The sequence below is a fragment of the Paraburkholderia sp. J8-2 genome (assembly GCF_905220195.1).
In the GTDB taxonomy this organism is placed as follows: Bacteria; Pseudomonadota; Gammaproteobacteria; order Burkholderiales; family Burkholderiaceae; genus Paraburkholderia.
The window spans coordinates 168733-192971 of record NZ_CAJMZA010000014.1 but is presented as its reverse complement, the minus strand read 5'-3'; the positions used below and the strand labels follow the sequence as shown (position 1 = coordinate 192971).

General features: G+C 66.4%; 23 protein-coding genes and 1 riboswitch. Of the genes, 18 read left to right on the top strand and 5 right to left on the bottom strand.

The features are described from left to right. From hpnK to U5A52_RS26720, 4 genes are all read left to right on the top strand, one after another. The coding region (gene hpnK, locus U5A52_RS26735; protein WP_321936790.1) for a hopanoid biosynthesis-associated protein HpnK at window positions 1–888 on the top strand (888 nt) is incomplete at its 5' end. Then, window positions 885–1958, top strand: coding sequence for a lysylphosphatidylglycerol synthase domain-containing protein (locus U5A52_RS26730; protein ID WP_321936789.1), 1074 nt, complete (start codon window positions 885–887; stop codon window positions 1956–1958). The genes hpnK and U5A52_RS26730, both read left to right, overlap by 4 nt. 82 nt (window positions 1959–2040) lie before the next feature. After that, window positions 2041–2622, top strand: a complete 582-nt coding sequence (locus U5A52_RS26725; RefSeq protein WP_415765829.1) for a hypothetical protein — start codon at window positions 2041–2043, stop codon at window positions 2620–2622. A 34-nt stretch (window positions 2623–2656) separates the two neighbouring features. Then, window positions 2657–3694: a patatin-like phospholipase family protein gene (locus U5A52_RS26720; protein ID WP_321914166.1), complete on the top strand. Its 1038-nt coding sequence runs from the start codon at window positions 2657–2659 to the stop codon at window positions 3692–3694. A 35-nt stretch (window positions 3695–3729) separates the two neighbouring features. Here U5A52_RS26720 and U5A52_RS26715 read toward each other — a convergent pair whose 3' ends face one another. From U5A52_RS26715 to U5A52_RS26705, 3 genes are all read right to left on the bottom strand, one after another. Further along, entirely contained in the window at window positions 3730–4068 is a 339-nt protein-coding gene (locus tag U5A52_RS26715) for a type II toxin-antitoxin system PemK/MazF family toxin (RefSeq protein WP_321914167.1), read from the bottom strand. Window positions 4069–4075: 7 nt separating this feature from the next. Continuing rightward, window positions 4076–4420 (bottom strand): AbrB/MazE/SpoVT family DNA-binding domain-containing protein, encoded by a 345-nt coding sequence (locus U5A52_RS26710; protein ID WP_321914168.1) that lies wholly within the window; start codon window positions 4418–4420, stop codon window positions 4076–4078. A gap of 130 nt (window positions 4421–4550) precedes the next feature. After that, window positions 4551–5171 (bottom strand): histidine phosphatase family protein, encoded by a 621-nt coding sequence (locus U5A52_RS26705; protein WP_321936788.1) that lies wholly within the window; start codon window positions 5169–5171, stop codon window positions 4551–4553. A gap of 31 nt (window positions 5172–5202) precedes the next feature. Beyond that, a riboswitch (cobalamin riboswitch) is annotated at window positions 5203–5372 on the top strand. A 39-nt stretch (window positions 5373–5411) separates the two neighbouring features. Here U5A52_RS26705 and U5A52_RS26700 point away from each other — a divergent pair. The 14 genes from U5A52_RS26700 (at window position 5412) to U5A52_RS26635 (ending at window position 20392) form a co-directional block, all read left to right on the top strand. After that, a complete protein-coding gene (locus U5A52_RS26700) occupies window positions 5412–5630 on the top strand; it encodes a CbtB domain-containing protein (protein WP_321914171.1) in 219 nt (72 codons plus the stop codon). A gap of 13 nt (window positions 5631–5643) precedes the next feature. Next, entirely contained in the window at window positions 5644–6396 is a 753-nt protein-coding gene (locus U5A52_RS26695) for a CbtA family protein (protein WP_321936787.1), read from the top strand. Window positions 6397–6712: 316 nt separating this feature from the next. Beyond that, window positions 6713–7402 carry an ABC transporter permease gene (locus U5A52_RS26690; protein ID WP_158758057.1) on the top strand — a complete coding sequence of 230 codons (690 nt, stop codon included), beginning with the start codon at window positions 6713–6715 and terminating at the stop codon, window positions 7400–7402. A 14-nt stretch (window positions 7403–7416) separates the two neighbouring features. Beyond that, entirely contained in the window at window positions 7417–8130 is a 714-nt protein-coding gene (locus U5A52_RS26685) for an ABC transporter permease (RefSeq protein ID WP_321914174.1), read from the top strand. A gap of 36 nt (window positions 8131–8166) precedes the next feature. Next, window positions 8167–8958 (top strand): ABC transporter ATP-binding protein, encoded by a 792-nt coding sequence (locus tag U5A52_RS26680; protein WP_415765882.1) that lies wholly within the window; start codon window positions 8167–8169, stop codon window positions 8956–8958. Between the two features lie 156 nt (window positions 8959–9114). After that, complete coding sequence (locus U5A52_RS26675) at window positions 9115–10086, top strand: GlxA family transcriptional regulator (protein ID WP_321936796.1); 972 nt, start codon at window positions 9115–9117, stop codon at window positions 10084–10086. Between the two features lie 183 nt (window positions 10087–10269). After that, window positions 10270–11496: an aspartate aminotransferase family protein gene (locus tag U5A52_RS26670; RefSeq protein WP_321936786.1), complete on the top strand. Its 1227-nt coding sequence runs from the start codon at window positions 10270–10272 to the stop codon at window positions 11494–11496. 43 nt (window positions 11497–11539) lie between these two features. Then, the gene (gene aruF / locus U5A52_RS26665; RefSeq protein WP_321914177.1) at window positions 11540–12631 is read left to right on the top strand and encodes an arginine/ornithine succinyltransferase subunit alpha; all 1092 of its coding nucleotides are present in this window, start codon (window positions 11540–11542) and stop codon (window positions 12629–12631) included. Then, on the top strand, window positions 12628–13659 hold the full coding sequence (gene astA / locus U5A52_RS26660; RefSeq protein ID WP_321914178.1) for an arginine N-succinyltransferase: 1032 nt from the start codon (window positions 12628–12630) through the stop codon (window positions 13657–13659). The genes aruF and astA overlap by 4 nt, the downstream gene beginning before the upstream one ends. Window positions 13660–13718: 59 nt before the next feature. Then, window positions 13719–15182: a succinylglutamate-semialdehyde dehydrogenase gene (astD, locus tag U5A52_RS26655; RefSeq protein ID WP_321936785.1), complete on the top strand. Its 1464-nt coding sequence runs from the start codon at window positions 13719–13721 to the stop codon at window positions 15180–15182. Window positions 15183–15191: 9 nt separating this feature from the next. Beyond that, complete coding sequence (gene astB / locus U5A52_RS26650) at window positions 15192–16532, top strand: N-succinylarginine dihydrolase (protein ID WP_321936784.1); 1341 nt, start codon at window positions 15192–15194, stop codon at window positions 16530–16532. Next, window positions 16516–17568 (top strand): succinylglutamate desuccinylase, encoded by a 1053-nt coding sequence (gene astE / locus U5A52_RS26645; RefSeq protein WP_321936783.1) that lies wholly within the window; start codon window positions 16516–16518, stop codon window positions 17566–17568. The genes astB and astE overlap by 17 nt, the downstream gene beginning before the upstream one ends. A gap of 328 nt (window positions 17569–17896) precedes the next feature. Then, window positions 17897–18697: an ABC transporter substrate-binding protein gene (locus tag U5A52_RS26640; RefSeq protein ID WP_321936782.1), complete on the top strand. Its 801-nt coding sequence runs from the start codon at window positions 17897–17899 to the stop codon at window positions 18695–18697. A gap of 309 nt (window positions 18698–19006) precedes the next feature. Further along, window positions 19007–20392, top strand: coding sequence for an EAL and HDOD domain-containing protein (locus U5A52_RS26635; RefSeq protein WP_321936781.1), 1386 nt, complete (start codon window positions 19007–19009; stop codon window positions 20390–20392). A 53-nt stretch (window positions 20393–20445) separates the two neighbouring features. On the opposite strand, the gene U5A52_RS26630 is transcribed toward U5A52_RS26635, so the two are convergent. Both U5A52_RS26630 and U5A52_RS26625 read right to left on the bottom strand, forming a co-directional pair. Continuing rightward, window positions 20446–21888 (bottom strand): HDOD domain-containing protein, encoded by a 1443-nt coding sequence (locus U5A52_RS26630; protein WP_321914317.1) that lies wholly within the window; start codon window positions 21886–21888, stop codon window positions 20446–20448. Window positions 21889–21936: 48 nt separating this feature from the next. Further along, the gene (locus tag U5A52_RS26625; protein ID WP_321914184.1) at window positions 21937–23925 is read right to left on the bottom strand and encodes a GGDEF domain-containing protein; all 1989 of its coding nucleotides are present in this window, start codon (window positions 23923–23925) and stop codon (window positions 21937–21939) included. Window positions 23926–24239: the final 314 nt, after the last annotated feature.

Sequence of the window (24239 nt, the reverse complement as noted above, 5' to 3'; positions counted from 1 at the left end):
TCCCGCGATGCTCGCGCGGTGATCTTCACCGCCGACGACTTTGGCCTGCACGAGCGGGTCAATGCGGCGGTGGAGCGTGCGCATCGCGAGGGCGTGCTCGACTGCGCGAGCCTGATGGTGGCCGCGCCCGCCGCGCTCGATGCCGTAGCGCGGGCGCGCCGCACGCCGGGTTTGCGCGTGGGGCTGCATCTGGTGCTGGCGGACGGCGCGGCGATGCTGCCGCGCGCGCAGATCCCCGCGCTCGTCGATGCGCAAGGGCGGTTTGGCGACAACATGGTTCGCGACGGCGTGCGCTTCTTCTTCCTGCCGCATGTACGCAGGCAGCTCGCGAAGGAAATACGCGCGCAGTTCGAAGCGTTCGCGGCGACCGGGCTCGCGCTCGATCACGTGAATACGCACAAGCATTTTCATTTGCACCCCACGGTGCTCGCGCTGATCCTCGAGATCGGCCGCGACTATGGTTTGCGCGCGATGCGTCTGCCGCTCGAGGCGGGCGCGCCGTTCGCGCTGAAGCCCTGGCTCGCGCTCGTGCGCGCGCGCCTGGCTCGAGCGGGCATCGCCCACAACGACTATGTAGTCGGCATCGCAAAGACGGGCGCAATGGACGAGGCCGCCGTGCTCGACGCGCTCGCGCATCTGCCCGCACAAGGTGTAGGCGAGATCTACTGCCACCCGGCGCTCGCCGATGAAGCGGTTGAGGCGCCCATCACGCCGTCGATGCGCACCTATCGCCACGCCGACGAATTCGGCGCGCTGATCTCGCCGCGCGTGGCCGCAGCGCTCGCGCAAGCAGGCGTGCGCCGTGGCGGCTTTACCGATGTGTTTTTCAGCGCGGCTTCGGGCTCAGGTTCCGCCGCGTCGCGCGGCTCCGAGGTGCGAGCGTCATGAAGTGGCTGCAGTGGCTTGGCCTGCCGGTCGGCATCGCCATTCTGATCGGTCTCGTCGTCCATAACGGCGCGCACGATGTGCTGCGCGTAATCGGCACAGCTGGCCCCATGCTGCTGTGGCTCGTGCCATTCCACGCGCTGCCGCTTCTGCTCGATGCGCACGCGTGGCGCCTCCTGCTCGACAAGCGCGCGCCGCTCAGCTTCCTCTGGTGGACCGCGACCGTGCGCGAGGCCGTGAACCGGCTGTTGCCCGTGGTGGGCGTCGGCGGCGAGCTCGTCGGCATTCGCCTCGCGCGCTGGAAGGTGCGCAATGCGAGCGAGGTGACGGCTTCGGTGATTGTCGAGGTGTTCGTGACGATCGCCGTGCAATATGCGTTCTCGGCGCTCGGTGTCGTGCTGATCGTCGCGGCCACTGGCGACGGCGGGTCGCTGCGCACCATCGTCACGATCGCACTCGCGCTCCTGCTCTCGGCGCCGTTGCCCGTGCTTGCCGTATTCCTGCTGCGTCGCGGCGGCGTATTTCATGCGATCGAACGCTGGGCCGCGCGCCTGCTCGGCACTGACAATCCGCTCATGGTCGGCCTCGACGGCAAGCAGCTCGACGCCGATCTCGACGCGCTGATGTCGCGCACCGGCCTCATGTTTCGCGCCTTCTTCTGGCAGCTCGCCGGCTATATGCTCGGGGCGTTCGAGACATGGTGGGCGCTCGCGCTGCTCGGCCATCCGGTCTCGGTGGGCGATGCGCTCGCCATCGAAGCCATCACGCAGGCCGTGCGCCATGCCGCTTTCATGGTGCCTGCCGGCCTCGGCGTGCAGGAAGTCGCCGTGGTGCTGCTCGCGCAACTCTTTGGCGTGAGCCAGGAAGTGGCGTTCTCGCTCGCGCTCGTCAAGCGCATGCGCGAAGTGGTGTTCGGCGTGCTCGCGCTGATTACGTGGCAGGTCGCGGAAATCGTTCGCGCGCGTCGCGCATTGCGCCATGGTCCGCAGTCCGGGGAGGCGCTGCCTGCCGTGACGAAGGTCTCCGCGCAGGTGGGCTCGAAGCGGGGCTCACGGCACGATCAGGTCCATTGACGGTACATTGTGGGCATGCCGGCGCGCGCGGGTTCTTCGCGCACGCGTAGGCGCAAGCCCATGTTGATGCGTTATCAGGGACATGAAGCCCACGTTTTCATCCACGCGTTCGCTCGCGCTCGCATGCGCCGCCATGGCGGCGTTCATGCTTTCCGGCTGCAACGATCACCAGCTCGGCGCCATGTTCCATTCCATCTGGCAGGGATTCAAGACGTTCATCGATTCGGTCAAGCCCGACGCGCTACTGCTCAGGGGGCTCACGCCTGGCGTCTCCACGTTCGAGCAGGTGCGCGAGCAGATGGGCCAGCCCGAAACCGAGCGCGTGTTCGACGACGGTTCGCGCCGCCTCGAGTATCCGCGCGGTCCGCAGGGCCTCAAGACCTGGATGGTCGACATCGGCCCGAACGGGCGGCTCGTGGCCATTACCCAGGCGCTGACGGCGGAAAACTTTGCGAAGATCCGCGTTGGCATGAGCGAGGACGAGGTGCGGCGCCTGCTCGGCAAGCCGGGGCAGGTGGCCGGCTACCGCTTGAAGAAGGAGACGGTGTGGAGCTGGAAGTGGCTGGAAGGGGGCGTGACGCCCGAAGCGTATTTCAACGTGCATTTCGGACCGGACGGGCGGGTCACGACGACCTCGCGCTCGGACGTGATCCGCGGGCGCTGACCCAGTTGACTCACGATCACGCAAGGAGGCGCGCATGATGAACCGGAGACGGCCCAAGCGTGTGGGGCTCGTGCTCGGCGGGGGCGCGGCGCGCGGTTGGGCGCATATCGGCGCGATTCGCGCGCTCGAGGAAGCGGGCATCAAGCCCGACGTAGTGTGCGGCACGTCGATCGGCGCGCTGGTTGGCGCCGTATACGCAAACGGCGATCTCGACTGGCTCGAGGACTGGGTGGGCAAGCTCACCTGGCAGACTGTGGTGCGTCTGCTCGACTTGCGTTTTTCGGGCGGGCTGCTCGGCGGGCGCAAGGTGATCGACCTGTTTGCGCACCAGTTCAATGGCCGCTCGATCGATGACCTGAAGTTGCCGTTCACGGCGGTCGCCACCGAACTCGACACCGGGCGCGAGGTCTGGCTGCGCGAAGGCGGCGTGGTGGACGCCGTGCGCGCGTCGATTGCGATTCCCGGCATCTTCACGCCGATCTGGCATGACGGCGTGTGGCTCGTCGACGGCGGGCTGAGCAACCCGGTGCCGGTGTCCGCCGCGCGCGCGATGCGTGCCGACACCGTGATCGCCATCGACCTGAATCACGACATTCTCAACGGCCGCGACCTGGGCGGCGCGATCGACACGATGCCGCGCGAGTTGCCCGTGGAGGCGAGCGACGCGGCGACGGCCGCATCGGCTGCAGGGGCGGTGAATCACGGCGCCAATGGCGCAGAAAGCGCTGAAGCGGCGCATGAACCGCTTCTGCGCCGCAACGGCAAGCGCTTCCCGCGCTGGCTGCAGCCGGCCGGTCCCGGCGCGGCAGGCGGGCCGGACGTGCGCGTGGCGCCGCCGCCTAGCACGCGCGTGCCTTCCGTGTTGAGTTCGGTAGCCCAGAGTATCGACATCATGCAGGTGCGCATTACGCGCAGCCGCCTGGCGGGCGAGCCCGCCGACGTGCTGATCCAGCCGCGCCTGGGCGGCATGGGGATTTTCGACTTTCATCGCGCCGGCCCCGCCATTGAAGAAGGGCGCGCGGCCGTGCAGTACATGATGCCGGCCATCAAGGCGCAGTTGGGACTGGACTAGGGCGCTTCGGCTTCTTTCTGCTACTGCATTGCCGGCTACAGATCCAGAATGCCGGCGACGGCGAACTTCGCCGCCTCCAGTTCCTCCGCGCTCGCCGATTCCCCCTTGTGCCGCCAGACTCTGCCCGCGAGCGAAAGCGTCGTGACCTGGTCGGCCATTGCGACGCAGGGGCTGGCCAAGCCGCTGATCGGGATTTCCGACTCCCACCCGTGAACGGTGCGGGTAATCGGCAGGCCGACGAAGCGGGTTGTGAGTCCGTTGAACTCGGCGTCGGTCAGGACGAGGACAGGGCGATAGCCTTCCTGCTCACTGCCTGCGCCTGGACCGACGTTGAGCCAGAGGATGTCGCCTGCGTCTGGTGTGCCGTTCTTCATGCGTTCCTTACCATGGGTCGAAACGCGTGGGGTCATCGGGTCCGCCGATTTCGGTCCCTTGCGGCTGTCCGAAGTCGATGAGCGGGTGCGGCTCGAGCTTGCGCTCGCGCAACTGCTGCAAATAGCGCTCGCGCGAGAAGCGCCGGATCGCCGTATGCGGGCGAACCGTGAGCGACCCATCTTCGACTTCCACCTCGACTTCCTGCCCCTCCGCCAACGACAGTTTGCTGGCAAGGCTGGCTGGAATGCGCACCGCAAGGCTGTTTCCCCAACGCTTCAGGGTTTGTATCGCCATTTCGTCCTCGTACTGAATTGGCTGTTTGGCCAATAAGGTATTGAGTTTGATGTCCATACCTGATCGTGGTGTATCTACGTGGTTGATACATCACGGATGCTAGGCTTCGAGTGCGTATGTGTCAACGCGTTGATACGCGCGATGTTCGCGGCGCACGTACACAGATCAAGGAATGCGGTGTCTGGTCTCAGCCCATTGCCGCGAGCCACACCCAGCCGTGCTGGCTGCGGCGTAGCGCTACGACGGAAAGCGGCGCGATTTCGATCGAGCGCAAACCCGACGACGGCGCGCCCAGCGCGTGAAGAATCGCCGCGCGCATCACACTTGCATGGGTGAAGGCGACCATGTCGGTAGCGGAGCTGGGGATCGCATCGAGCCAGGCGCTAACGCGCTCGCGAACATCGTCGAACGATTCGCCCCCGCCTGGCGGCCTGAAAGCGGGGTCGCGTGTCCAGGCGGCAAGGGCGTCGGGCGCTTCATGGGCAAGATCCGCGAGGCGCTTGCCTTGCCACGCGCCAAAGGCCGTGTCGGCGAGGGTGCTGATTGGCGTTGCCCCGGCGAAGCCGGCCGCGTGTGCGCTCGCTCGCGCGACCGCAGCGGGACTCGTCACCGCGCGTTGCGCCTCGCCATTGCGCTCGCCACCGGCCAGGCGCGCGTGCCAGCGCTCGCGCCAAGCAGCAAGCGCCGCGAGTGCGCGGGCGTCGAGCGCTTCTTCGGCTTCATCGTCCGCTACAGGCGCTTGCGGGAATGTTCCCGAGCGCTGTGCGGCATTCGCCGCATGACTGATCAGCCAGACTGTCGTCGGCATGCTTTTCCTTACGTATCACTTCCCTGTAGCTGACATCCGGTCCGCAGCCCGTTGTCGTAGCGCGTAGAATACAGGCTCCACGACACGCGGAAGCCGGTGCAAGTCCGGCGCGGTCGCGCCACTGTAACTGGTTGCCGTCGATTGAATTTCGATTGAATCGAAGCAACGGGAGTCAGACCCGCGCGTCGTGAACCACTTTTTCAACGACTAGCGGGGCGCGTTACCCCAGGAGAAGTCAGCATGTCCGACACCGCATTCCCCCTGCAGCACGCACCGGCCGCGCCGGCACCCATTGCGCTGCGGGAGATCCTGCCCTGGGCGATCTTCGGCGGCCTCATGCTGCTGCTGGCCCTGTACTTCGTGGGCGCCGAGCAAGGCGCGACCTCGATCGTCCCGGGCATGTACGTCCACGAATTCGTTCACGACGGCCGCCACCTGCTCGGCTTTCCCTGCCACTGACCGGGAGCTGAACATGGTCGGCAAGTTGCTGGTACGCGGCATGCTCGCAGGCATCGCCGCGGGACTTCTCACGTTCGGCTTCGCGAAGATCGTGGGCGAGCCCCAAGTCGATCAGGCGATTTCCCTCGAACAAAAGCTCGATGCCGCGAAGGGTGAAGCCCCCGAACCCGAAATCGTGAGCCGCAAGACCCAGGCGAGCCTCGGGCTCTTCACGGGCGTGATGGTCTATGGCGCATCGATCGGCGGCCTCTTTGCGCTCGTCTTCGCGTATGCGAACGGACGCGTAGGGCGTCTTTCGCCGCGCGCGCTCTCGGCCTGGCTCGCGCTCGCGGCGTTCGTCGCGATCTACATGGTGCCGAGCATCAAGTACCCGGCGAACCCGCCCTCGGTCGGGGACCCGGAGACGATCGGCTATCGAACCGGGCTCTTCTTCCTGATGGTCGCGATCTCGATCGCCGTGTCGGTGTTCTCGCTCAAGGTGCGCGCGGTCTTCGTGCCGCGCCTTGGCGGGTGGAATGCTTCGATCGTGGCGCTCGTGCTGTTCGTCGTCGTGATCGGCGCGGTCCAGTTCGCGCTGCCGGCGGTCAACGAGGTGCCCGCCGCCTTCCCGGCCGTGCTGCTGTGGAAGTTCCGCACGGCGTCGATCGGTATGCAGGTGATTCTCTGGACCACGATCGGCCTGCTTTTCGGCGCGCTCGCCGAAAAGCTGATTGGCGCGAACGCCCGTGCGCTCAGCGCGCGCGGCACGCATACGCGCGCCGCGTAAGCGCGGCAGGGCCGCTGGGCGCGCGCCGCGCACCTATCGAAAAAGCGACCCCAAACTTGCGTAAATGCCCCGCACGCCCCGCGTGCCGGGGCATTTTTTTTCACCTTTCAAAAGCATCGGGCCCGCGGCTGCGCGGGCCCGATCCGCGTGCGCCCATGCGCGGCACCGCAATGCTGCAGTGCAATATTCACGCCGTGCCAGTTTGAGCAATCTATTTTGCACTGAGACGATCCGCGCCAGTTCATCGGTTTCGCCGGCGCTCACAGGCCGCGCGAGGCCGCCCGACACGACAAAACGACTTGATCCGGAGACGCGCGTGATCCTTTACGGCTTTGGCCCGGTGCTGCTCGCCGGCACGATCCAGACCATCGAGCTTTCGCTTCTCTCGCTCGGCGTGGCTGTCCTGCTAGGCCTTGCCGGCGCGGCGGCCAAGCTCTCGTTCAACCGGCCGCTCGCGGCCGTGGCGACCGCTTACACGACGCTGATCCGCTCGGTGCCCGACCTCGTGCTGATGCTGCTGCTCTTCTATAGCATCCAGATCGGCGTGAACGAGGCCACCGACGCGCTCGGCATGGCGCAGATCGACATCGATCCGTTCGTGGCCGGCGTCGTCACGCTCGGTTTCATCTACGGCGCGTACTTCACCGAGACCTTCCGCGGCGCGTTTCTCGCCGTGCCGCGCGGCCAGCTCGAAGCGGGCCACGCCTACGGCATGAGCGGCGCGCGTGTGTTCGCCCGCATCCTCTTTCCGCAGATGATGCGTTTCGCGCTGCCCGGCATCGGCAACAACTGGCAGGTGCTCGTGAAGGCGACGGCGCTCGTCTCGATCATCGGTCTCGCCGATGTCGTGAAGGCCGCCCAGGACGCGGGCCGCAGCACCTTCAACCTGTTCTTCTTCCTCGTGATCGCGGCGCTCATCTACCTCGCGATCACCACGCTCTCGAACTTCGCGCTGATCTGGCTCGAACGCCGCTATTCGGTGGGCGTGCGTCACGCGCAACTCTGAGGAAAACGCCCGCCATGAACGAAATCATTCAGCAATTTGGCCGCGCGTTCCTCTACTGGGACGGCGAGCATGTGTCGGGCCTCGCGATGACGCTCTGGCTGCTCGTAATATCCGTGGCTTTCGGCTTCGTGTGCGCGGTGCCGCTCGCCGTGGCGCGTGTGTCGAGCAAACGCTGGCTTTCGCTGCCGGTGCGCTTTTACACCTATGTGTTTCGCGGCACGCCGCTTTATGTGCAGTTGCTGCTCATCTACACGGGCGTGTACAGTCTCGCGTTCATTCGCGCGGAGCCGCTCCTCGACGCGTTCTTTCGCAGCGGCCTGAACTGTGCGGTGCTCGCGTTTGCGCTCAACACCTGCGCGTATACGACAGAGATTTTCGCGGGCGCGATTCGCGCCACCTCACACGGCGAAGTGGAAGCGGCGCGCGCCTACGGCATGAGCCCGTTCACGATGTACTGGCGCGTGATCCTGCCTTCGGCGCTGCGCCGCGCACTGCCGCTGTACAGTAACGAAGTGATCCTGATGCTGCACGCGACCACGGTGGCCTTCACCGCGACGGTGCCCGACATCCTCAAGGTCGCGCGCGACGCCAACTCGGCCACCTACCGCTCGTTCGAGTCGTTCGGCCTCGCGGCGCTGATCTACTGTGCGGTATCGTTCGTGCTGGTGGCCGCGTTCCGCCGCGCCGAAAAACGCTGGCTCGGCCATCTCGCCGTGCGCACCCGCTGATTCACCGGAACACCGGAACCTCGGAAACTGGAGACCATCTTGGCTCAGACGCAATCCTCAGATAGCAAGCTCGTCGCGCGCGACATCCACAAGCGCTACGGCGACAACGAGGTGCTCAAAGGCGTCTCGCTCGACGCGAAGAAGGGCGACGTGATCAGCATCATCGGCGCGAGCGGCTCGGGCAAGAGCACGTTCCTGCGCTGCATCAATTTCCTCGAGAAGCCGAACGCCGGCGAGATCGTCGTGGACGGCGAGGCCGTGCGCACGAAGGCGGGCCGCAACGGCGACCTGGACGTGGCCGACCACAAGCAACTGCAACGCATCCGCACCAAGCTCGCAATGGTGTTCCAGCATTTCAACCTGTGGTCGCACATGAACGTGCTCGAGAACGTGATGGAAGCGCCGTTGCACGTGCTGGGCGTGCCGCGCAAGGAAGCCGAGGAGCGCGCGCGGGAGTATCTGGAGAAGGTGGGCCTCGCGCCTCGCGTGGAGAAGCAATATCCCTCGCATCTTTCGGGCGGGCAGCAGCAGCGCGTGGCGATTGCGCGTGCGCTTGCCATGCATCCCGACGTGATGCTGTTCGACGAGCCGACTTCGGCGCTCGACCCCGAGCTCGTGGGCGAAGTGCTCAAGGTCATGCAAAAGCTTGCCGAAGAAGGCCGCACGATGATTGTCGTGACGCACGAAATGGGCTTTGCGCGCAACGTCTCGAATCATGTGATGTTCCTGCACCAGGGGCGCACGGAGGAAGAGGGCGCGCCCGCGGATGTGCTCGGCGCGCCGAAGAGCGATCGCCTGCGCCAGTTCCTCTCGGGCAGCCTCAAGTAAGCGGCGCGTTGAGTCGCGCGCCCCGTCTTGCCGATGGTCCGTCCCACCGTTCTCCATCCCGCTTCCGTTCCTGCCGCCGCGCCCGGCGGCCAGGCGCCGCTCGCGCGCGCCGGCCGCACCACCCAGGTCGCGATCGTCGCGCTCCCGCCCGTTTCGATGTCGGGCGTGGGCCCGATCGTCGATGCGCTCAATCTCGCCAACGAAATCGACGGCCGCGCGCTGTACCGCTGGCAAATGTGCTCGTGGAACGGCCGCCCCGTGCCGCTGGCGGGCGGCGCGCAATGGCCCGCCGACTGCGCGTTTGGCGACGCGGTGTCGTGCGACTGGCTCATCGTCGTGACCGAGCGCTACCAGCAGTTCGCCGACTTCCGCCTGTTTCTCGCGAGCCTCGCGCGCGTGGGCCAGCGCACGCCGCTCGTCACGGGCATTCACCACGGCATCTGGTGGCTCGCGATGGCGGGGCAGTTGCAGGGCTACCGCGTGGCCGCGAACTGGGAGACGTTCCAGCAGTTCGCGGAGCAGTTCGAGCGCACCATCGTCACGCAGCACATCTACGAAATCGACCGCGACCGCGCGACTTGCGCGGGTGGCCAGGCCACGCTCGACTTCATGCTCGCGATGATCGGCCGCGACCACGGCCCGGAACTGGCCGAACGCATTGCCGACGCGCTGGGCGCAAGCACGCTGCGCAGCGGCGACGAGCGGCAGCGCATTCCGTTCGTGACCGCACCGGGCGAGCGGCATCCGCGCCTGAACGACGCGCTCAAGCTGATGGAAGCGAACATCGAAGACCCGCTCACGACCGACGAGATCGCGAATCTCGTGGGCGTCTCGCGGCGTCAACTCGAGCGGCTCTTTCGCCAGTACCTCGGCGCGATGCCTTCCAAGTACTACCTGGGCCTGCGCCTTGCCAAGGCGCGCTCGCAGTTGCAGCGCACGAGCAAGTCGGTGGTGCAGATCAGTCTCGCGTGCGGGTTTTCTTCGGCGGCGCATTTTTCGAATGCGTACCGCGAGCGCTTTGGCGTCACGCCGCGCGAGGACCGCCGCAACTGGATCGAGCGCCAGCACGGCGGGGCCGCCGCCGAGCCGCGCGCGGGCGCGCTCGTCGAGCCGCCGGAAGTTGAGTGAAACCTGGCCGCGGCGCGGCCAGTGCGCGGACCTTGCAGCTTCCGTACGAAAAAACGCGTCGCGCCTGCGCAAGACGTTTGCGCGCAGCTTGCCTACACTGCACGAACTACCTGAGCGAAAGGGCACGGCCCCAACGCACATCGACCCCGAATTCGACACGCACTGCGTAATAGAGGAATCGCCATGAACGACCAGACTGTGAGCCGCAAGACCTTCGACGAAGTGATGGTGCCGTGTTTCTCGCCAGCGCCGTTCGTGCCCGACCGGGGTGAAGGCTCGCGCGTGTGGGACACAGAGGGCCGCGATTACATCGACTTCGCGTGCGGTATCGCCGTGACTTCGCTCGGCCACGCGCACCCGGAACTGCTGCGCGTGCTGCAGGAGCAGGGCAGCAAGCTCTGGCACATCGGCAACGGCTACACCAATGAGCCGGTGCTGCGCCTCGCACAACAACTCGAAGCACTGACGTTCGCCGACCGCGCGTTCTTCGCGAACTCGGGCGCGGAAGCCAATGAGGCGGCGCTCAAGCTCGCGCGCCGCGTGGCCTTCGATCGCCACGGCGCTGACAAGTTCGAGATCGTCTCGTTCACGCAGTCGTTCCATGGCCGCACGTTCTTCACCGTGAGCGTGGGCGGCCAGCCCAAGTATTCGGAAGGCTTTGGCCCCGTGCCGGGCGGCATCACGCATCTGCCATACAACGATATCGAAGCGGCGAAGCGCGCGATCGGCGCGCAGACCTGCGCCGTGATCGTCGAGCCGGTGCAGGGCGAGGGCGGCGTGATTCCCGCCGATCCGGCCTTCCTGCGCGCGCTGCGCGAAGCGTGCGACGCGCACGGCGCGCTGCTGATTTTCGACGAAGTGCAAACGGGCGTGGGCCGCACGGGGCACTTCTACGCCTACGAGGATACGGGCGTCACGCCCGACATCCTCACGACGGCCAAGGCGCTCGGCAACGGCTTTCCGATCGGCGCGATGCTCACGACCGAAGCGATCGCCGCGCACTTCAAGGTAGGCGTGCATGGCACGACCTACGGCGGCAATCCGCTGGGCGCCGCGATTGCGGGCAAGGTAGTCGAACTGGTGAGCGATCCGGCGCTGCTCGCAGGCGTGCGTGCACGCGGCGAAGCGATTCGCGCCAAGCTTGCGAAGATCAACGAACGCTTCGACATGTTCAAGGAAGTGCGCGGCAAGGGTCTTCTGATCGGCGCCGAGCTGAACGCGCGCTTTGCCGGCCGCGCCAAGGACTTCAACGCGGCGGCGGCGAATCGCGGCGTGATGATGCTGATTGCGGGGCCGGACGTGCTGCGCTTCGCGCCGTCGCTCATCATTCCCGAAGCGGATCTCGACGAAGGCTTCGCCCGCTTCGAGCAGGCCTGCAACGACGTCATTGGCGTCGACGGCACGCGCTGATCGCAGCGCGCCCAACTGGACCACAGCGCACATAGGACCGACGATGCTATTCGTTCGCCCCGCCAGGCTTTCCGATCTCGATGCGATCGCCCACATGGCGCGCACCGCGCAGCCGGTGCTGCATTCGCTGCCGCACGACCGCGCGGCGCTCGAAGCGCGCATCGCGCTTTCCGAAGATTCGTTTCGCGCGGACGTGGACTTCCCCGGTGAGGAGTTCTATCTGTTCGTGCTCGAAGATTCCGCCACCGGGCGGCTCGTCGGCACGTCGAGCATCGTGGCGGCGGCCGGCTACGCCGAGCCGTTCTACGCGTTTCGCAACGATGCGCTCATTCATGCGTCGCGTGAGCTGCACGTGAACCGCAAGATTCATGCGCTGACGATGTCGCATGAACTCACGGGCAAGAGCCGTCTCGCGGGCTTTTATATCGAGCCAACGCTGCGCGGCGACGCGGCCGCACATCTCATGTCGCGCGCACGCATGATGTACATCGCGATGAACCGTCGGCGCTTCACGCCCGAAGTGTTCACGCTGCTGCTCGGCGTGACCGACGAAAACGGCGCGTCACCGTTCTGGGAAGCGGTGGGGCGCAAGTTCTTCGGGCGCGATTTCAAGGACATCGAGCTGGCCTCGGGTGGACGCAGCCGCACGTTCATCGCCGAAGTGATGCCGGCTTACCCGCTCTATGTGCCGCTGCTGCCCGAGCCTGCGCAGCGCGTGCTCGGCGAGCCCGACCCGAGCGCGTTGCTCGCTTACGAAATCCATCTGGAAGAGGGCTACGAGCCGGACCGTTACGTCGATATTTTCGATGCGGGCCCGGTGCTGACCGCCCAGGTGGATCGCACGGCTTCGGTCGCCGGAAGCGAGGCGCGCACGGTACGCGAAGTTGCGCTCGCATCGAATCCTGAGGGCGCGGCGTATCTGGTCGCGAGCCAACGCGCGGGAGAGTTCCGTTGCGTGCTCGCGACGCTGCCCGAACGCGAGAAGGGCGCAGGCACGAGTGAACGTCACTTCGCGCCGCTCGACGCCGCCGCGCGCGCCGCGCTCGGCGTGCAGGACGGCGAACCGGTGCGCTGTGCGCCGCTTTACCGCGCCACCCCGCAAACAGAGGACGCATACATGGGAGACGCACAATGATCGTGGTACGCGTCGTGCAAACGGGCGACGTGGACGCGCTCGTCGCGCTCGCCCAGGAAACGGGGCCCGGCCTCACCACCTTCAAGCCGGACCGTGAAGCGCTCAAGGCGCGCATCGAGCGCGCACGGCGCACGCTCGCAGGCGAGGCCGAGTTGCGCGAAGCCGGCTACTTCTTCGTGATGGAAGACACGGCAACGGGCGACGTGGCCGGTGTGTGCGGCATCGAAACGGCCGTGGGACTGGAGCAGCCGTTCTACAACTACCGCGTGAGCACGGTGGTGCACGCGAGCCAGGAACTCGGCATCTGGACGCGCATGCGCGCGCTCAATATCTCGCACGATCTCACGGGCTATGCCGAGGTGTGTTCGCTCTTTCTTTCGCCGCGGTATCGCACGGGTGGCGTGGGCGGGCTGCTTTCGCGCTCGCGCTTCATGTTCATCGCGCAGTTTCGCGAGCGCTTTCCCGAGCGCCTGTGCGCGGAATTGCGCGGCCATTTCGACGCGCAAGGCACGTCGCCGTTCTGGCGTGCAGTCGGTTCGCACTTCTACCAGATCGATTTCAACGCCGCCGACTATCTCAGTTCGCACGGGCGCAAGTCGTTTCTCGCGGAGTTGATGCCGAGATACCCGGTGTACGTCGAACTCCTGCCCGAGGAAGCGCAGGCGTGCGTCGGCCTCACGCATGCCGACACGGTTCCCGCGCGACGCATGCTCGAAGCCGAAGGGCTGCGCTACGAGAATCACGTCGATATCTTCGACGCGGGCCCGGTGCTCGAATGCCATATCGGCGACCTGCGCACGGTGCGCGACAGCGTGGTGGTGCCGGTCGAGATCGGCGAGGCGCATGCGCCAGAGGGCGTGCGCTCGCTCGTCTCGAATACGTCGCTGGGCGATTTTCGCGTGGGCTTCGCGCCGGGCATCGTGCACGACGGCGTGTTCACACTGAGCGCGAGTGAAGCGGCGGCACTGAATGTCACGGCGGGTGAACCGGTGCGCGTGCTCGGCCCCGCAGCGAAGCAACAGCGATAAACCTGCATGGGACCCGCGTAAGCGCTAAAGCGCTAGCGCTGGTCGACACAAGGATGACCATGAACGAGCTTTATATCGATGGACAATGGTGCGCGGCCTCGGGCCCCGCGTTTTCGTCGCGCAACCCCGGCACCGGCGAGACCGTGTGGAGCGGCAATGCCGCGAGCGCGCAAGATGTCGATCGCGCCGTCAGCGCCGCGCGCCGAGCATTTGCCGAATGGTCGCAAACGCCCCTCGAAGCGCGCTGCGAGATCGTGAAGCGCTTCGCCGCGCTCGTCACCGAAAAGAAGGAAATGCTCGCTCAGGCCATTGGCCGCGAGACGGGCAAGCCGCTTTGGGAAGCGCGCACCGAAGCCGCGTCGATGGCGGCGAAGGTCGCGATTTCGATCACCGCTTACAGCGAGCGCACCGGTGAAAAACGCGCACAAATGGCCGACGGCGTGGCGGTGCTGCGTCATCGCCCGCATGGCGTCGTTGCCGTGTTCGGTCCGTACAACTTCCCGGGCCATCTGCCCAACGGTCATATCGTGCCGGCGCTGATCGCGGGCAACGCGGTCGTGTTCAAGCCTTCGGAACTTGCGCCGGAAGTTGCGCGCGCAACGGTCGAGCTGTGGCGCGAAGCCGGCTTGCCCGCGGGCGTGCTCAATCTCGTGCAGGGCGAGCGCGACACGGGCATTGCGCTGGCGAATCACCAGCAGATCGACGGGCTCTTCTTCACGGGCAGTTCCGACACCGGCACGCTGCTGCATCGTCAGTTCGGCGGCCGGCCCGAGATCGTGCTCGCGCTGGAGATGGGCGGCAATAATCCGCTCGTCGTCGCACCGGTCGAGGATATCGACGCAGCCGTGCATCACGCGATCCAGTCGGCGTTTCTTTCGGCGGGGCAGCGCTGCACGTGCGCGCGCCGCATTCTCGTGCCCGTGGATGCATTCGGCGAGCGCTTCCTCGCGCGCTTCGTCGAAGTGAGTTCGCGCATTACGGTGGGCGAGTACGACGCCGAGCCGCAGCCCTTCATGGGCGCCGTGATTTCGGCGCGCGCGGCCGCGAAACTGATGAGTGCGCAAGCGCAGTTGCTCGAGCGCGGCGCACGCGCCTTGCTGCCGATGACGCAACGCGACCCGGCGCTCGGCTTCGTGACGCCGGCGATTCTCGACGTGACCGGCGTGGCCGATTTGCCCGACGAGGAGCACTTCGGGCCGCTCGCGCAGATCACCCGCTACGCGGGTTTCGACGACGCGATCGCCCAGGCCAACAATACGGCCTATGGTCTCTCGGCGGGCCTGCTCGCCGACGACGAAGCGCTGTGGCAGCGCTTCACGCGCGAAATCCGCGCGGGTGTGGTGAACTGGAACCGGCCGACCAACGGCGCGTCGAGCGGCGCACCGTTCGGCGGCGCGGGCCGCTCGGGCAACCACCGGCCGAGCGCGTATTACGCCGCCGACTACTGCGCCTACCCGATGGCCTCGGTAGAAAGCGCGCAATTGCAGATGCCCGCGAGCGTTTCGCCGGGTCTTCACTTCTAAGGAACGACGATGACAACCCTTGAAGCCAACTTCGACGGACTCGTCGGCCCCACGCACAACTACGCCGGGCTGTCGTTCGGCAACGTCGCCTCGCAGAACAACGAGAAGTCCGTGGCGAACCCGCGCGCCGCGGCGCAGCAGGGCTTGCGCAAGATGAAGCGGCTCGCCGACCTGGGCTTCGCGCAAGGCGTGCTGCCGCCGCAGGAACGGCCCTCCATGCGCTTGCTGCGCGAACTGGGCTTCGGCGGTAAGGATGCCGAAGCGATCGCGCGCGCCGCGAAGGATGCGCCCGAACTCCTCGCGGCGGCAAGCTCCGCCTCGGCCATGTGGACCGCCAATGCGGCCACGGTGAGCCCTTCGGCGGATACGCCCAACCGGCGCGTCCATTTCACGCCCGCCAATCTGTGCAGCAAACTGCATCGCGCGATCGAGCACGAGGCCACGCGCCGCACGCTCGGCACGGTGTTCGCGGACCCGTCGCACTTCGTCGTGCACGAGGCGCTGCCCGGCACGCCCGCGCTCGGCGACGAAGGCGCGGCCAACCATACGCGCTTTAGCGCGCAATACGGCGAGCGCGGCGTGGAGTTCTTCGTGTACGGACGCAGCGAATACCGTCGCGGGCCGGAGCCCAAACGCTTCCCGGCGCGGCAGACGTTCGAGGCGAGCCGCGCCATTGCGCAGCGCCACGGCCTGACCGACGCCGGCACCGTGTTCGCCCAGCAGAACCCCGATGTGATCGACGCGGGCGTGTTCCACAACGACGTGATCGCCGTGGGCAACCGCAGCACGCTGTTTTGCCACGAGCGCGCGTTCGTCGACCAGAAGGCGGTGTACGACGAACTGCGCACGAAGCTCGCGGCGCACGACGCGCCGTTCCACGTGATCGAAGTGCCCGAAGCGCGCGTGAGCGTGGCCGACGCGGTGTCGTCGTACCTCTTTAACAGCCAGTTGCTGAGCCGGGCGGACGGCACGCAGATTCTCGTCGTGCCGCAGGAGTGCCGCGAGAATCCGCACGTGGCGATCTACCTCGACGAACTGGCCGCGAGCAGCGGACCGGTGGACGAAGTGCTCGTGTTCGATTTGCGCGAAAGCATGAAGAACGGCGGCGGCCCGGCGTGCCTGCGTCTGCGCGTGGTCCTGAGCGACGAAGAGCGTGCGGCGACGGCGCCGGGCGTCTGGATGAACGACGCGCTCTTCACGCGCCTCGACGGCTGGATCGAGCGGCACTATCGCGACCGACTCGCGCCGCAGGATCTGACCGATCCGGCGCTGCTCGTCGAGTCGCGCACGGCGCTCGACGAACTCACGCAGATTCTCGGCCTCGGATCGCTCTATGACTTCCAGCGCTGATCTCCCGCTCGCCGATTTTCTGGCGTACACGCTGGCCGGTACGCGCCCGGCCACGCCCGAGGCGGCGCGCGGCGAATGCGCGGACGGCGTGCGCTGGCAATGGCTCGAAGAAGGCGTGCTGGAGCTGGAGCCGGCGCACGTCGACGAGACGACGCGCAGCGTGCTGCTTTCGGCGGGCGTGCACGGCGATGAGACCGCGCCGATCGAACTGCTCTCGCAACTCGTGGCCGACATCGCGGCGGGCCGCGTGCCGCTGGCCTGCCGTGTGCTCGCGGTGCTCGGCAACGCAGCGGCAATGCGCGCTGGCGAGCGCTATCTCGACGACGATCTCAACCGCCTGTTCGGCGGCCGCCACGCACGTGTGCCGGCAAGCCGCGAGGCGCCGCGCGCCGTGGCGCTCGAAGCGGCGGCGCAGCGTTTCTTCGCGAAGGCCCCAGCTGCCGCCGATGCGCCATTCGCGCGCTGGCATCTCGACATGCATACGGCGATCCGCGCCTCGGCGTTCGAGCAGTTCGCGCTGTTGCCGCACACGGGCGAGCGGCCCGCGCGCGCGATGCTCGAATGGCTCGCCGACGCGCGCATCGCGGCCGTGTTGATTCACACCGAGAAGGGCGCGACGTTGTCGTCGTTTACTGCCGAAACGTGCGGCGCGCTTGCCTGTACGCTCGAACTCGGCAAGGTGCGTCCCTTCGGTGAGAACGACCTCGCTCGCTTCGCCGGTGCCGACGCCGCCGTGCGCCGTCTCGTGGCGGGCGAATTGTCGTTGCCGAAAGGCGCGCAGATGCCGCGCATCTTCACGGTGATCGGCCAGATCACGAAGCAGAGCGACGCGCTCAAGCTCAACGTGGCCGCCGACGTGCCCAACTTCACCCCGTTTCAGCGTGGCGAGGTGCTGGCCGAAGACGGCGCATACCGCTACGTGGTGCAGCACGACGAAGAGCGCATCGTGTTTCCGAATCCGGGCGTGAAGCCGGGCTTGCGCGCAGGCCTGCTCGTCGTCGATACCACTCGGGAGACGCTCGCCGCGCTCGCCTGAGCGCTTGCCGCAAACGCACGCCTTCGCACGCTTGCGCACCCACGACATCCACTTGCATGTTCGAACGCACCGCGTCGGCGTGGCGCCGCAGTTGGAAGCGCCACGCGCCGCGTGCTGCCCGCGCGGCGGGGCGCAGGCGCCGTCGCGGTACAATCGCGCCCTCGCGGTTGCTGCGGCGCACCACACGCGGTGCGCGTCATTGAGCCGTGATATTGGCGCAGCGATCCTGTGCCGGCGCCGGGAAGCCGTCTTTTAGCGGCAAATCGAACCACGAAGCCGCCTGAACGGGCACAGCCGGCGCACCCAATCTGACTGGAAAGAGACACTGATGAAGACGAACTGGAACAAGCTGGCATCGCTCGCATTCTGCGCAGCCGCCATGACGGCAGGCGCGGCAGGTGCCGCACACGCCGCCGATATCAAGGAAATCCGCTTTGGCGTGGAGGCGTCGTACGCGCCGTTCGAATCGAAGTCGCCCGCGGGCGAACTGCAGGGCTTCGATATCGACGTGGGCAATGCCGTCTGCGCGAAGCTCAACGCAAAGTGCGTGTGGGTGGAAAACTCGTTCGACGGCCTGATTCCGGCGCTGCAGGCGCGCAAATTCGCCGCGATCAATTCCGACATGTCGATCACGGACCAGCGCCGCCAGGCCATCGACTTCACCGACCCGATCTACGCGATTCCGAACCAGATGATCGCGAAGAAGGGCAGCGCGCTGCAGCCCACGCCCGAGTCGCTCAAGGGCAAGCACGTGGGCGTGCTCCAGGGCACGATCCAGGAAACCTACGCGAAGGCGAAGTGGGCGCCCGCTGGCGTGGACGTCGTGCCGTACCCGACGCAGGACCAGATCTACGCGGACCTGGTTTCGGGCCGCCTCGACGCCTCGTTTCTGGACGCCGAAGCCGCCTCCAAGGGCTTCCTGAACAAGCCGCAGGGCGCGGCATTCGCGTTCGCGGGCCCGCAGGTCGTGGACGCCAGGCTGCTTGGCGAGGGCGTAGGCTACGGCGTGCGCAAGAACGATCCGGCGCTCAAGGCCGCGCTGAACGGCGCACTCAAGGACCTGAAGGCGGACGGCACGATCGACCGTATCGCCGCGAAGTACTTCGACGTGAAGGTCGTGCTCAAGTAATCGAGCCGTATCGATAGACCGACCGGCTGGACGACAATCCAGCCGGTCGTTTTTTTTTGTGATTTTGTTTCGGATTGCGTATTAAGTTGTTCGGACCTTGAAGGGCGAACCTGGGCCGGCAATTGCTATTGCACTGCAAAACCCGCAAAAATATCCCTCCGAACGAGAAGAACTTCATTTCCGCGTCTTACTTGCCAGGATAAAATCGCGATAAGAAAGTGCCGCGTCCGCAGCGAGGTCAAACGGTTGCGGCATGCCAAGAAACAAGACCAGGATGCCGCCATGCGCGCGGCGCCGCGCGGGGGACCCATGAGCTTCAACGCCGCAGACCGGCCGCAGATGTCAGGAGTCGCAGGCAGCACACAGTCGCCGGAATACGCCGGCCCGCCCATCGAAGTGTATTTCGCACGCCAGCCGATGCTCGACCGCGACGGCCTCTTATGCGCGTTCGAGACGCTGCCACGCCTCGTGGACCGGCGCGAAAGCGCCGAGATCGAGCAAGAGGCCGAAGCGGCTGCCAAAGACCTCGCCTCGGGCATGACGCCCAAGCCTTTCGCCACGAGCACCGCGCTTCTGAAAAGCATTGCCGCGCCCGGTTTGCGCGCCTCGCTCGCGGGCCATCCGGCCTGGCTCGACATGACGCGCGACGCGCTTTTTCACGAGAGTTTGCAGCGCGTGAGCCCCGAGCGCGTCGTGCTCGAGTTGCCCGTGAACATCGGCGCAGACGCGGATTTGATCGCGCGGCTCGTCGAGTTGCACCGTCGGCGTTACCGCTTCGCGCTCGACCATGTGTCGAAGGCGGATGAGTCGCTCGCGAAACTGCTGCCGTACGTGGACGCCATCAAGATCGATATTCGCGAGATCGCGCCCACGGTGCTGCCGAAATTCGCGAGCGTGATGAAGGCGGCGGGCAAGCTGCTGGTGGCCATGGGCGTCGAGACCCAGGAAGACTACCAGCGCGCGCACGACCTTGGCTTCGACCGCTTCCAGGGCTACTTCTTCGCGAAGCCGCACGGCGGCGCGCGCCGCTCGAGCGCGCCGCGCCAGGCGCTGCTGAACCTGCTGCATCTGCTGGCGGCCGAACCGACCGTCGCGCAGCTCGAAGCGGAGCTGAAACTGAACCCCGTGCTCGTGATGCATCTGATGCGGCTTGCCAACTCGGGCAGCATGAACATCGGGCGCAAGGTGACGACGCTGCGCGAGGCGATCAACGCGACCGGCACGAACGCCATCGCGCGCTGGACGCAATTGCTGCTCTACGCGGACGGCCGCAAGATCGCCGCAGAAGACGACCCGCTGCTGCAACTCGTGGCAACGCGCGCGCGCTTCATGGAAATCGCCGTGACGCAGCTCGCCCACGCGCACCTCGAAGAAGAAGACGCGGCGTTTCTCGTCGGCGTGTTCTCGTTCGTCGAGGCGGTGTTCGGCGGTCCGCTCGAAAGCACGCTCGAAGTGCTCACGCTGGCCAAGCCGATTCGCACGGCGATCGTGAAGCGCGAGGGCGCGCTCGGGCGGCTGCTCGAACTTTCCGAGGCGCTCGAGCGTGCGGACTGGACCCGTGTGGACGCGCTGTGCGCGGAACTCGCGCCGCTCGACGCGGCCACTGCTGCGGCCATCTCGCTGAGCGCTGCGGAATGGGCGGGCACGTCCGGCCGCGACGCGCAAGACGAGGGGCTGGAGAGGATCGAGGACTGAAGAAGGAGGAGGGCGGTGCCGCGCGAGCATGCGGCGCCGCGCTCAGTGCAAACTCAAACGGCCTGCGGAGCGTGCGTGAAAAAGCGCGCGAGTTGCTGCGCGAGATCGTTCAACGCGCTCATCTCTTTCTGTGAGATGCGGCGCGGCTCCTGGCTCATGAGCCAGTCGCCGTACATCAACGCAACGGGCTCGACGCCGGGCGCGCCCACAGGCAGCAGGACGAACGCGCGCGTGTCGTCGAAGCTCGAGCGATACCAGCCGGGCAGGCGCGCGAGAATCTTCGCGTCGCGCGCATTTTCGATAAAGATGCCCACCTTGTTCGCGATGGCGAGGTGAAACACGTCGGGCTGGAACGCGGCGGAAAACGAGAGCTTGGGCAGCACGTCGCCCATGTGTGCGCCAAAGCCGTGCTGCGCCTCGAACTTGTTCGCGCCCTGGCGCACGAACACCACGCTGCGTGCGAAACCGAGCCCCGCGAGTACGGTTTCGGTCGCGAGCGTGAGGGCGGTGCTGAGCGGGCTATCGGCGGGGAGCGAGCGCAGGTCCTCGACACCGGCTGCGATGCGCGCCTCGGGATCGAGCGCCTCGCGTGCAATGGCGTCGGCGTTGGCGCGCAATTCGACGATCTCGCGCATGACGCCGTCTTCAGCCTCCTCGCGCGCGAGCGCGAGGCTCATCTGCACGAGCACGTCCGCGTCGGTCGACAGCGCGCGGCCATAGTGCTGCGCGAGCTCGGCGATGTGCGTCTCGCGCATTTCGTCGGAGAGGCCCGCCGTGGTCAGCACGCGTGCGACTTCGGTCGAATAGTTGGTGATGGCGCGCAGCCATTGCACGTCGCGCGGCTCCTTGTCGGCCGGGTCGTACTGGCGCATGCCCGCACGGATCGTGTCGGGCAGGCGCCAGCGCGAGGCGGCTTCGAGGCCGAGTTCTTCGAAGGTCACGCCGAGCACCGCGAGGCACGCTTCGTCGTCGCTCGAGCCTTCGTCGATTTCGCGGCGAATCTGGTCCCACTCGGGTTCGAGATAAAACACCACGAGCAGCTTGCCCACCTGGCGCATGAGCGTGCAGACCACGGCTTCTTCGCCTGCGCGCAGGTCGCCGTGCTCGGTGAGCTTGCGCGCGACGCAGCCGGAGAGCATGGTGCGGTTCAGTTCGAGCTTGGCGTCGATACGGCGCGGGGCGCTGTGGTGAAAGTGATCGACGATCTTCAGGCCGACGACGAGATGGCCGACCGCGTCCATGCCGAGGACCATCAGCGCGCGCGTGACGGTCGTGATGTTGCCGCCGAACGCCATGTACATGGCCGAATTCGCGAGCCGCAGCACTTTCTGCGTGAGCGCGAAATCCGAGAGCACGACCTTCACGAGCGCGCTGAAATCGTAGTCGTCGTTCGTCATCGCCGCGACCGTGGTGCGCAGCGATTGCGACAGCAAGGGGAAGTCCCCGCGTTCATTCATGCGGGCCCACAAGCGGTCTAGCAGGACGGCCTTTACCATCTGAACCATGTCAATTTCGCGAAAGCCCTGCTGTTTGCGATGCCCGCATCATTGCACCTCGTGCACGTGCAACGCACCCGAAACGAAGCGCTGCTGCAATTCTTCTGAAGGCAGCGCCTTGCAGACGAGCCATCCCTGGATATGCTCGCAACCCATGTTCGTCAGCAGCTCGCGCTGCGCCTCCGTTTCCACGCCCTCGGCCACGAGCTCGAGATCGAGCGTACGCGCGAGCCCCACCACCGCGTTCACGATCGCCTGATCGTTGCGCGAAGTGATGAGGTTCTCCACGAAGCTTCGATCGATCTTCAGCTTCGAAAGCGGGAAGCGCTGCAGGTACGCAAGACTCGAATAGCCCGTGCCGAAGTCGTCCACCGCGAAGCGAATGCCAAGCGAGGTCAGTTCTTCGAGCAGCGTTTTCGCGTGCTGCGGATCGTGCATGAGCAGGCTTTCGGTGATCTCGAACACGAGCCTGCGCGGATCGACGCCGGTGAGCTCGATCGCCTCCTCGACACTTTCCCTGAAACGCGGATTGCGGAACTGCTGGGGCGAGACATTGACTGCAACGTACTGCAGCTCGATGCCTTGCTCGTCCCATTGGGTCAGTTGCATACAGGCAGCCTTCAAAACCCAATTGCCGAGATAATTAATCAGGCCGACGGATTCCGCAAGAGGAATAAATGTTGAAGGCGGCACGAGACCGTGCAATGGATGTTGCCAGCGGATCAATGCCTCCACGCCGACCACGCCGCGCGACGCGCTGCTCGTGATGGGCTGGAAGTGTAGCGAGAATTCGCCGTTGCGAACACCGTCGTAGAGGTCCGACTCCAGCTTCAGGCGCATGGCGTCGGTGGGGTCGTCGACGGGTACGTGCAACGTGAGCGTGTTGCCGCCGATGGCCTTGGCCTGCTGGAGCGCCTGGTCCGCGCGGCGGATGAGCGGCGTGGTGTCGGCGCTGGCGTCGGCGCTGTTGTCGGTGCGGTTATCCGTATAGCTCGCGCCCGACGCATCCGGCCGCTGGTCCGGATGGAACGCAATGCCGATGCTCGCCGAAAGGTGCACGGGCTGGTTGCGAAACGAGTACGGCTGCAGGATCGAGGTGAGCAGGCGCCGGCCGAGCGCTTCGGCGGCGGCGCGCACTTCGTCGGGCGCGGCGTGACGTTGCGGCGTGATCAAAATGGCGAATTCGTCGCTGCCGATGCGCGCGATCATTTCGCCTTGCAGCGCGAGGTGGGTCAGGCGCCGCGCGGTCTCGCGCAGCAGTTCGTCGCCGGCGTCGTAGCCGAGCGCGCGGTTCACGCGCTGATAGTCGTCGAGGTCGAGCAGCAGGAGCGCGACCGGCACGCCGAAATGGTCCGCGTCGGCCTGGGCGCGCTGCAACGCGGGCGCGAGCGCGGTCTGGTTGGGCAGGCCGGTGAGCGGATCGTGGTGGAGCGCGTGGGTCAGCGCGGCCTCGGTGCCTTGCCAGCCGGAGACGTCGAAGCCTGCCACGGCGAAGCCCGTCGTCTCGCCATACTGGGCGCGCTGCACGCGCAGCTCCACGGGAAGCGGGTAGGTGAGCGCCTTGACGAGATCGATCGTGTCTTTTTCGACCGCGCCGCTGTGCGCAGCGCGCGCGAAGAGCGCTTCGAGGCGCGCGTGATGCTCGGGCGTGACGATGTCGGCAAGCGTCGCGCCGAGCAGGAACTCGCGGTGATAACCCGCAAAGCGCAGGCTTGCGTCGGAAACGTAGAGAAAGTGGAGCCGCGAGTCCACGTGCACGAGGAAGTCCACGGCGGCTGCCGTGTTCTCGAACGAGAGCGAAACGGCGTCGGCGTAGTTCGATGCGGCTGCGGGGAGCGAAGGCGGCACGAGCGGTGCGGCGCCTTCGTTGTGCGCCGGCTCCGCTGCGCGCTGTGCGCGCGCTTCGTGCGCCGCGTTCGCTTCGCCAGGCATGGGCGGGTCGCCGGCAATGCCCTTGAGGCCGGCAAGCGCATAGAGCCGGTCGATGACCGTGCGCAACCAGCCCTGGCGGGGCGCGGAGATCCTGTTCGCTTCCATGTCTGTCGCTGGCAACCCTTTGTTTGTCTGTGGCGTCCTTGCCGGTTTCCGTATCCGGCTGAAGCCGCCCATCAGAGCAAGTTATCGACCTCGGACGAGAAATCTTTAGCCGCTGCGACCGAAAAAACACCTAACGCATAAAGGTGACGGCAGAGCGGTGCGGCGGCGTCCAGATTCGGTTAAAGTGGCGCCGGTCGAGACGCCATTCGCCATGCGCGATGGGTCGGCGCGCGTAAAGCGCCCGTCTTGCCGGCCGCAGGGGCGGCCCGGCGCGTCGGCGGCCAATACCGGCTATTCCATCCGTACGAGTCATC

What these genes read in the sequence shown, in the direction of transcription:
- U5A52_RS26730 (WP_321936789.1), top strand. Translation starts at nt 885, where the DNA reads ATGAAGTGGCTGCAGTGGCTTGGCCTGCCGGTCGGCATCGCCATTCTG.
- U5A52_RS26725 (WP_415765829.1), top strand. Translation starts at nt 2,041, where the DNA reads ATGAAGCCCACGTTTTCATCCACGCGTTCGCTCGCGCTCGCATGCGCC.
- U5A52_RS26720 (WP_321914166.1), top strand. Translation starts at nt 2,657, where the DNA reads ATGATGAACCGGAGACGGCCCAAGCGTGTGGGGCTCGTGCTCGGCGGG.
- U5A52_RS26715 (WP_321914167.1), bottom strand. Translation starts at nt 4,068, where the DNA reads ATGAAGAACGGCACACCAGACGCAGGCGACATCCTCTGGCTCAACGTC.
- U5A52_RS26710 (WP_321914168.1), bottom strand. Translation starts at nt 4,420, where the DNA reads ATGGACATCAAACTCAATACCTTATTGGCCAAACAGCCAATTCAGTAC.
- U5A52_RS26705 (WP_321936788.1), bottom strand. Translation starts at nt 5,171, where the DNA reads ATGCCGACGACAGTCTGGCTGATCAGTCATGCGGCGAATGCCGCACAG.
- U5A52_RS26700 (WP_321914171.1), top strand. Translation starts at nt 5,412, where the DNA reads ATGTCCGACACCGCATTCCCCCTGCAGCACGCACCGGCCGCGCCGGCA.
- U5A52_RS26695 (WP_321936787.1), top strand. Translation starts at nt 5,644, where the DNA reads ATGGTCGGCAAGTTGCTGGTACGCGGCATGCTCGCAGGCATCGCCGCG.
- U5A52_RS26685 (WP_321914174.1), top strand. Translation starts at nt 7,417, where the DNA reads ATGAACGAAATCATTCAGCAATTTGGCCGCGCGTTCCTCTACTGGGAC.
- U5A52_RS26675 (WP_321936796.1), top strand. Translation starts at nt 9,115, where the DNA reads ATGTCGGGCGTGGGCCCGATCGTCGATGCGCTCAATCTCGCCAACGAA.
- U5A52_RS26670 (WP_321936786.1), top strand. Translation starts at nt 10,270, where the DNA reads ATGAACGACCAGACTGTGAGCCGCAAGACCTTCGACGAAGTGATGGTG.
- aruF (WP_321914177.1), top strand. Translation starts at nt 11,540, where the DNA reads ATGCTATTCGTTCGCCCCGCCAGGCTTTCCGATCTCGATGCGATCGCC.
- astA (WP_321914178.1), top strand. Translation starts at nt 12,628, where the DNA reads ATGATCGTGGTACGCGTCGTGCAAACGGGCGACGTGGACGCGCTCGTC.
- astD (WP_321936785.1), top strand. Translation starts at nt 13,719, where the DNA reads ATGAACGAGCTTTATATCGATGGACAATGGTGCGCGGCCTCGGGCCCC.
- astB (WP_321936784.1), top strand. Translation starts at nt 15,192, where the DNA reads ATGACAACCCTTGAAGCCAACTTCGACGGACTCGTCGGCCCCACGCAC.
- astE (WP_321936783.1), top strand. Translation starts at nt 16,516, where the DNA reads ATGACTTCCAGCGCTGATCTCCCGCTCGCCGATTTTCTGGCGTACACG.
- U5A52_RS26640 (WP_321936782.1), top strand. Translation starts at nt 17,897, where the DNA reads ATGAAGACGAACTGGAACAAGCTGGCATCGCTCGCATTCTGCGCAGCC.
- U5A52_RS26635 (WP_321936781.1), top strand. Translation starts at nt 19,007, where the DNA reads ATGAGCTTCAACGCCGCAGACCGGCCGCAGATGTCAGGAGTCGCAGGC.
- U5A52_RS26630 (WP_321914317.1), bottom strand. Translation starts at nt 21,888, where the DNA reads ATGGTAAAGGCCGTCCTGCTAGACCGCTTGTGGGCCCGCATGAATGAA.
- U5A52_RS26625 (WP_321914184.1), bottom strand. Translation starts at nt 23,925, where the DNA reads ATGGAAGCGAACAGGATCTCCGCGCCCCGCCAGGGCTGGTTGCGCACG.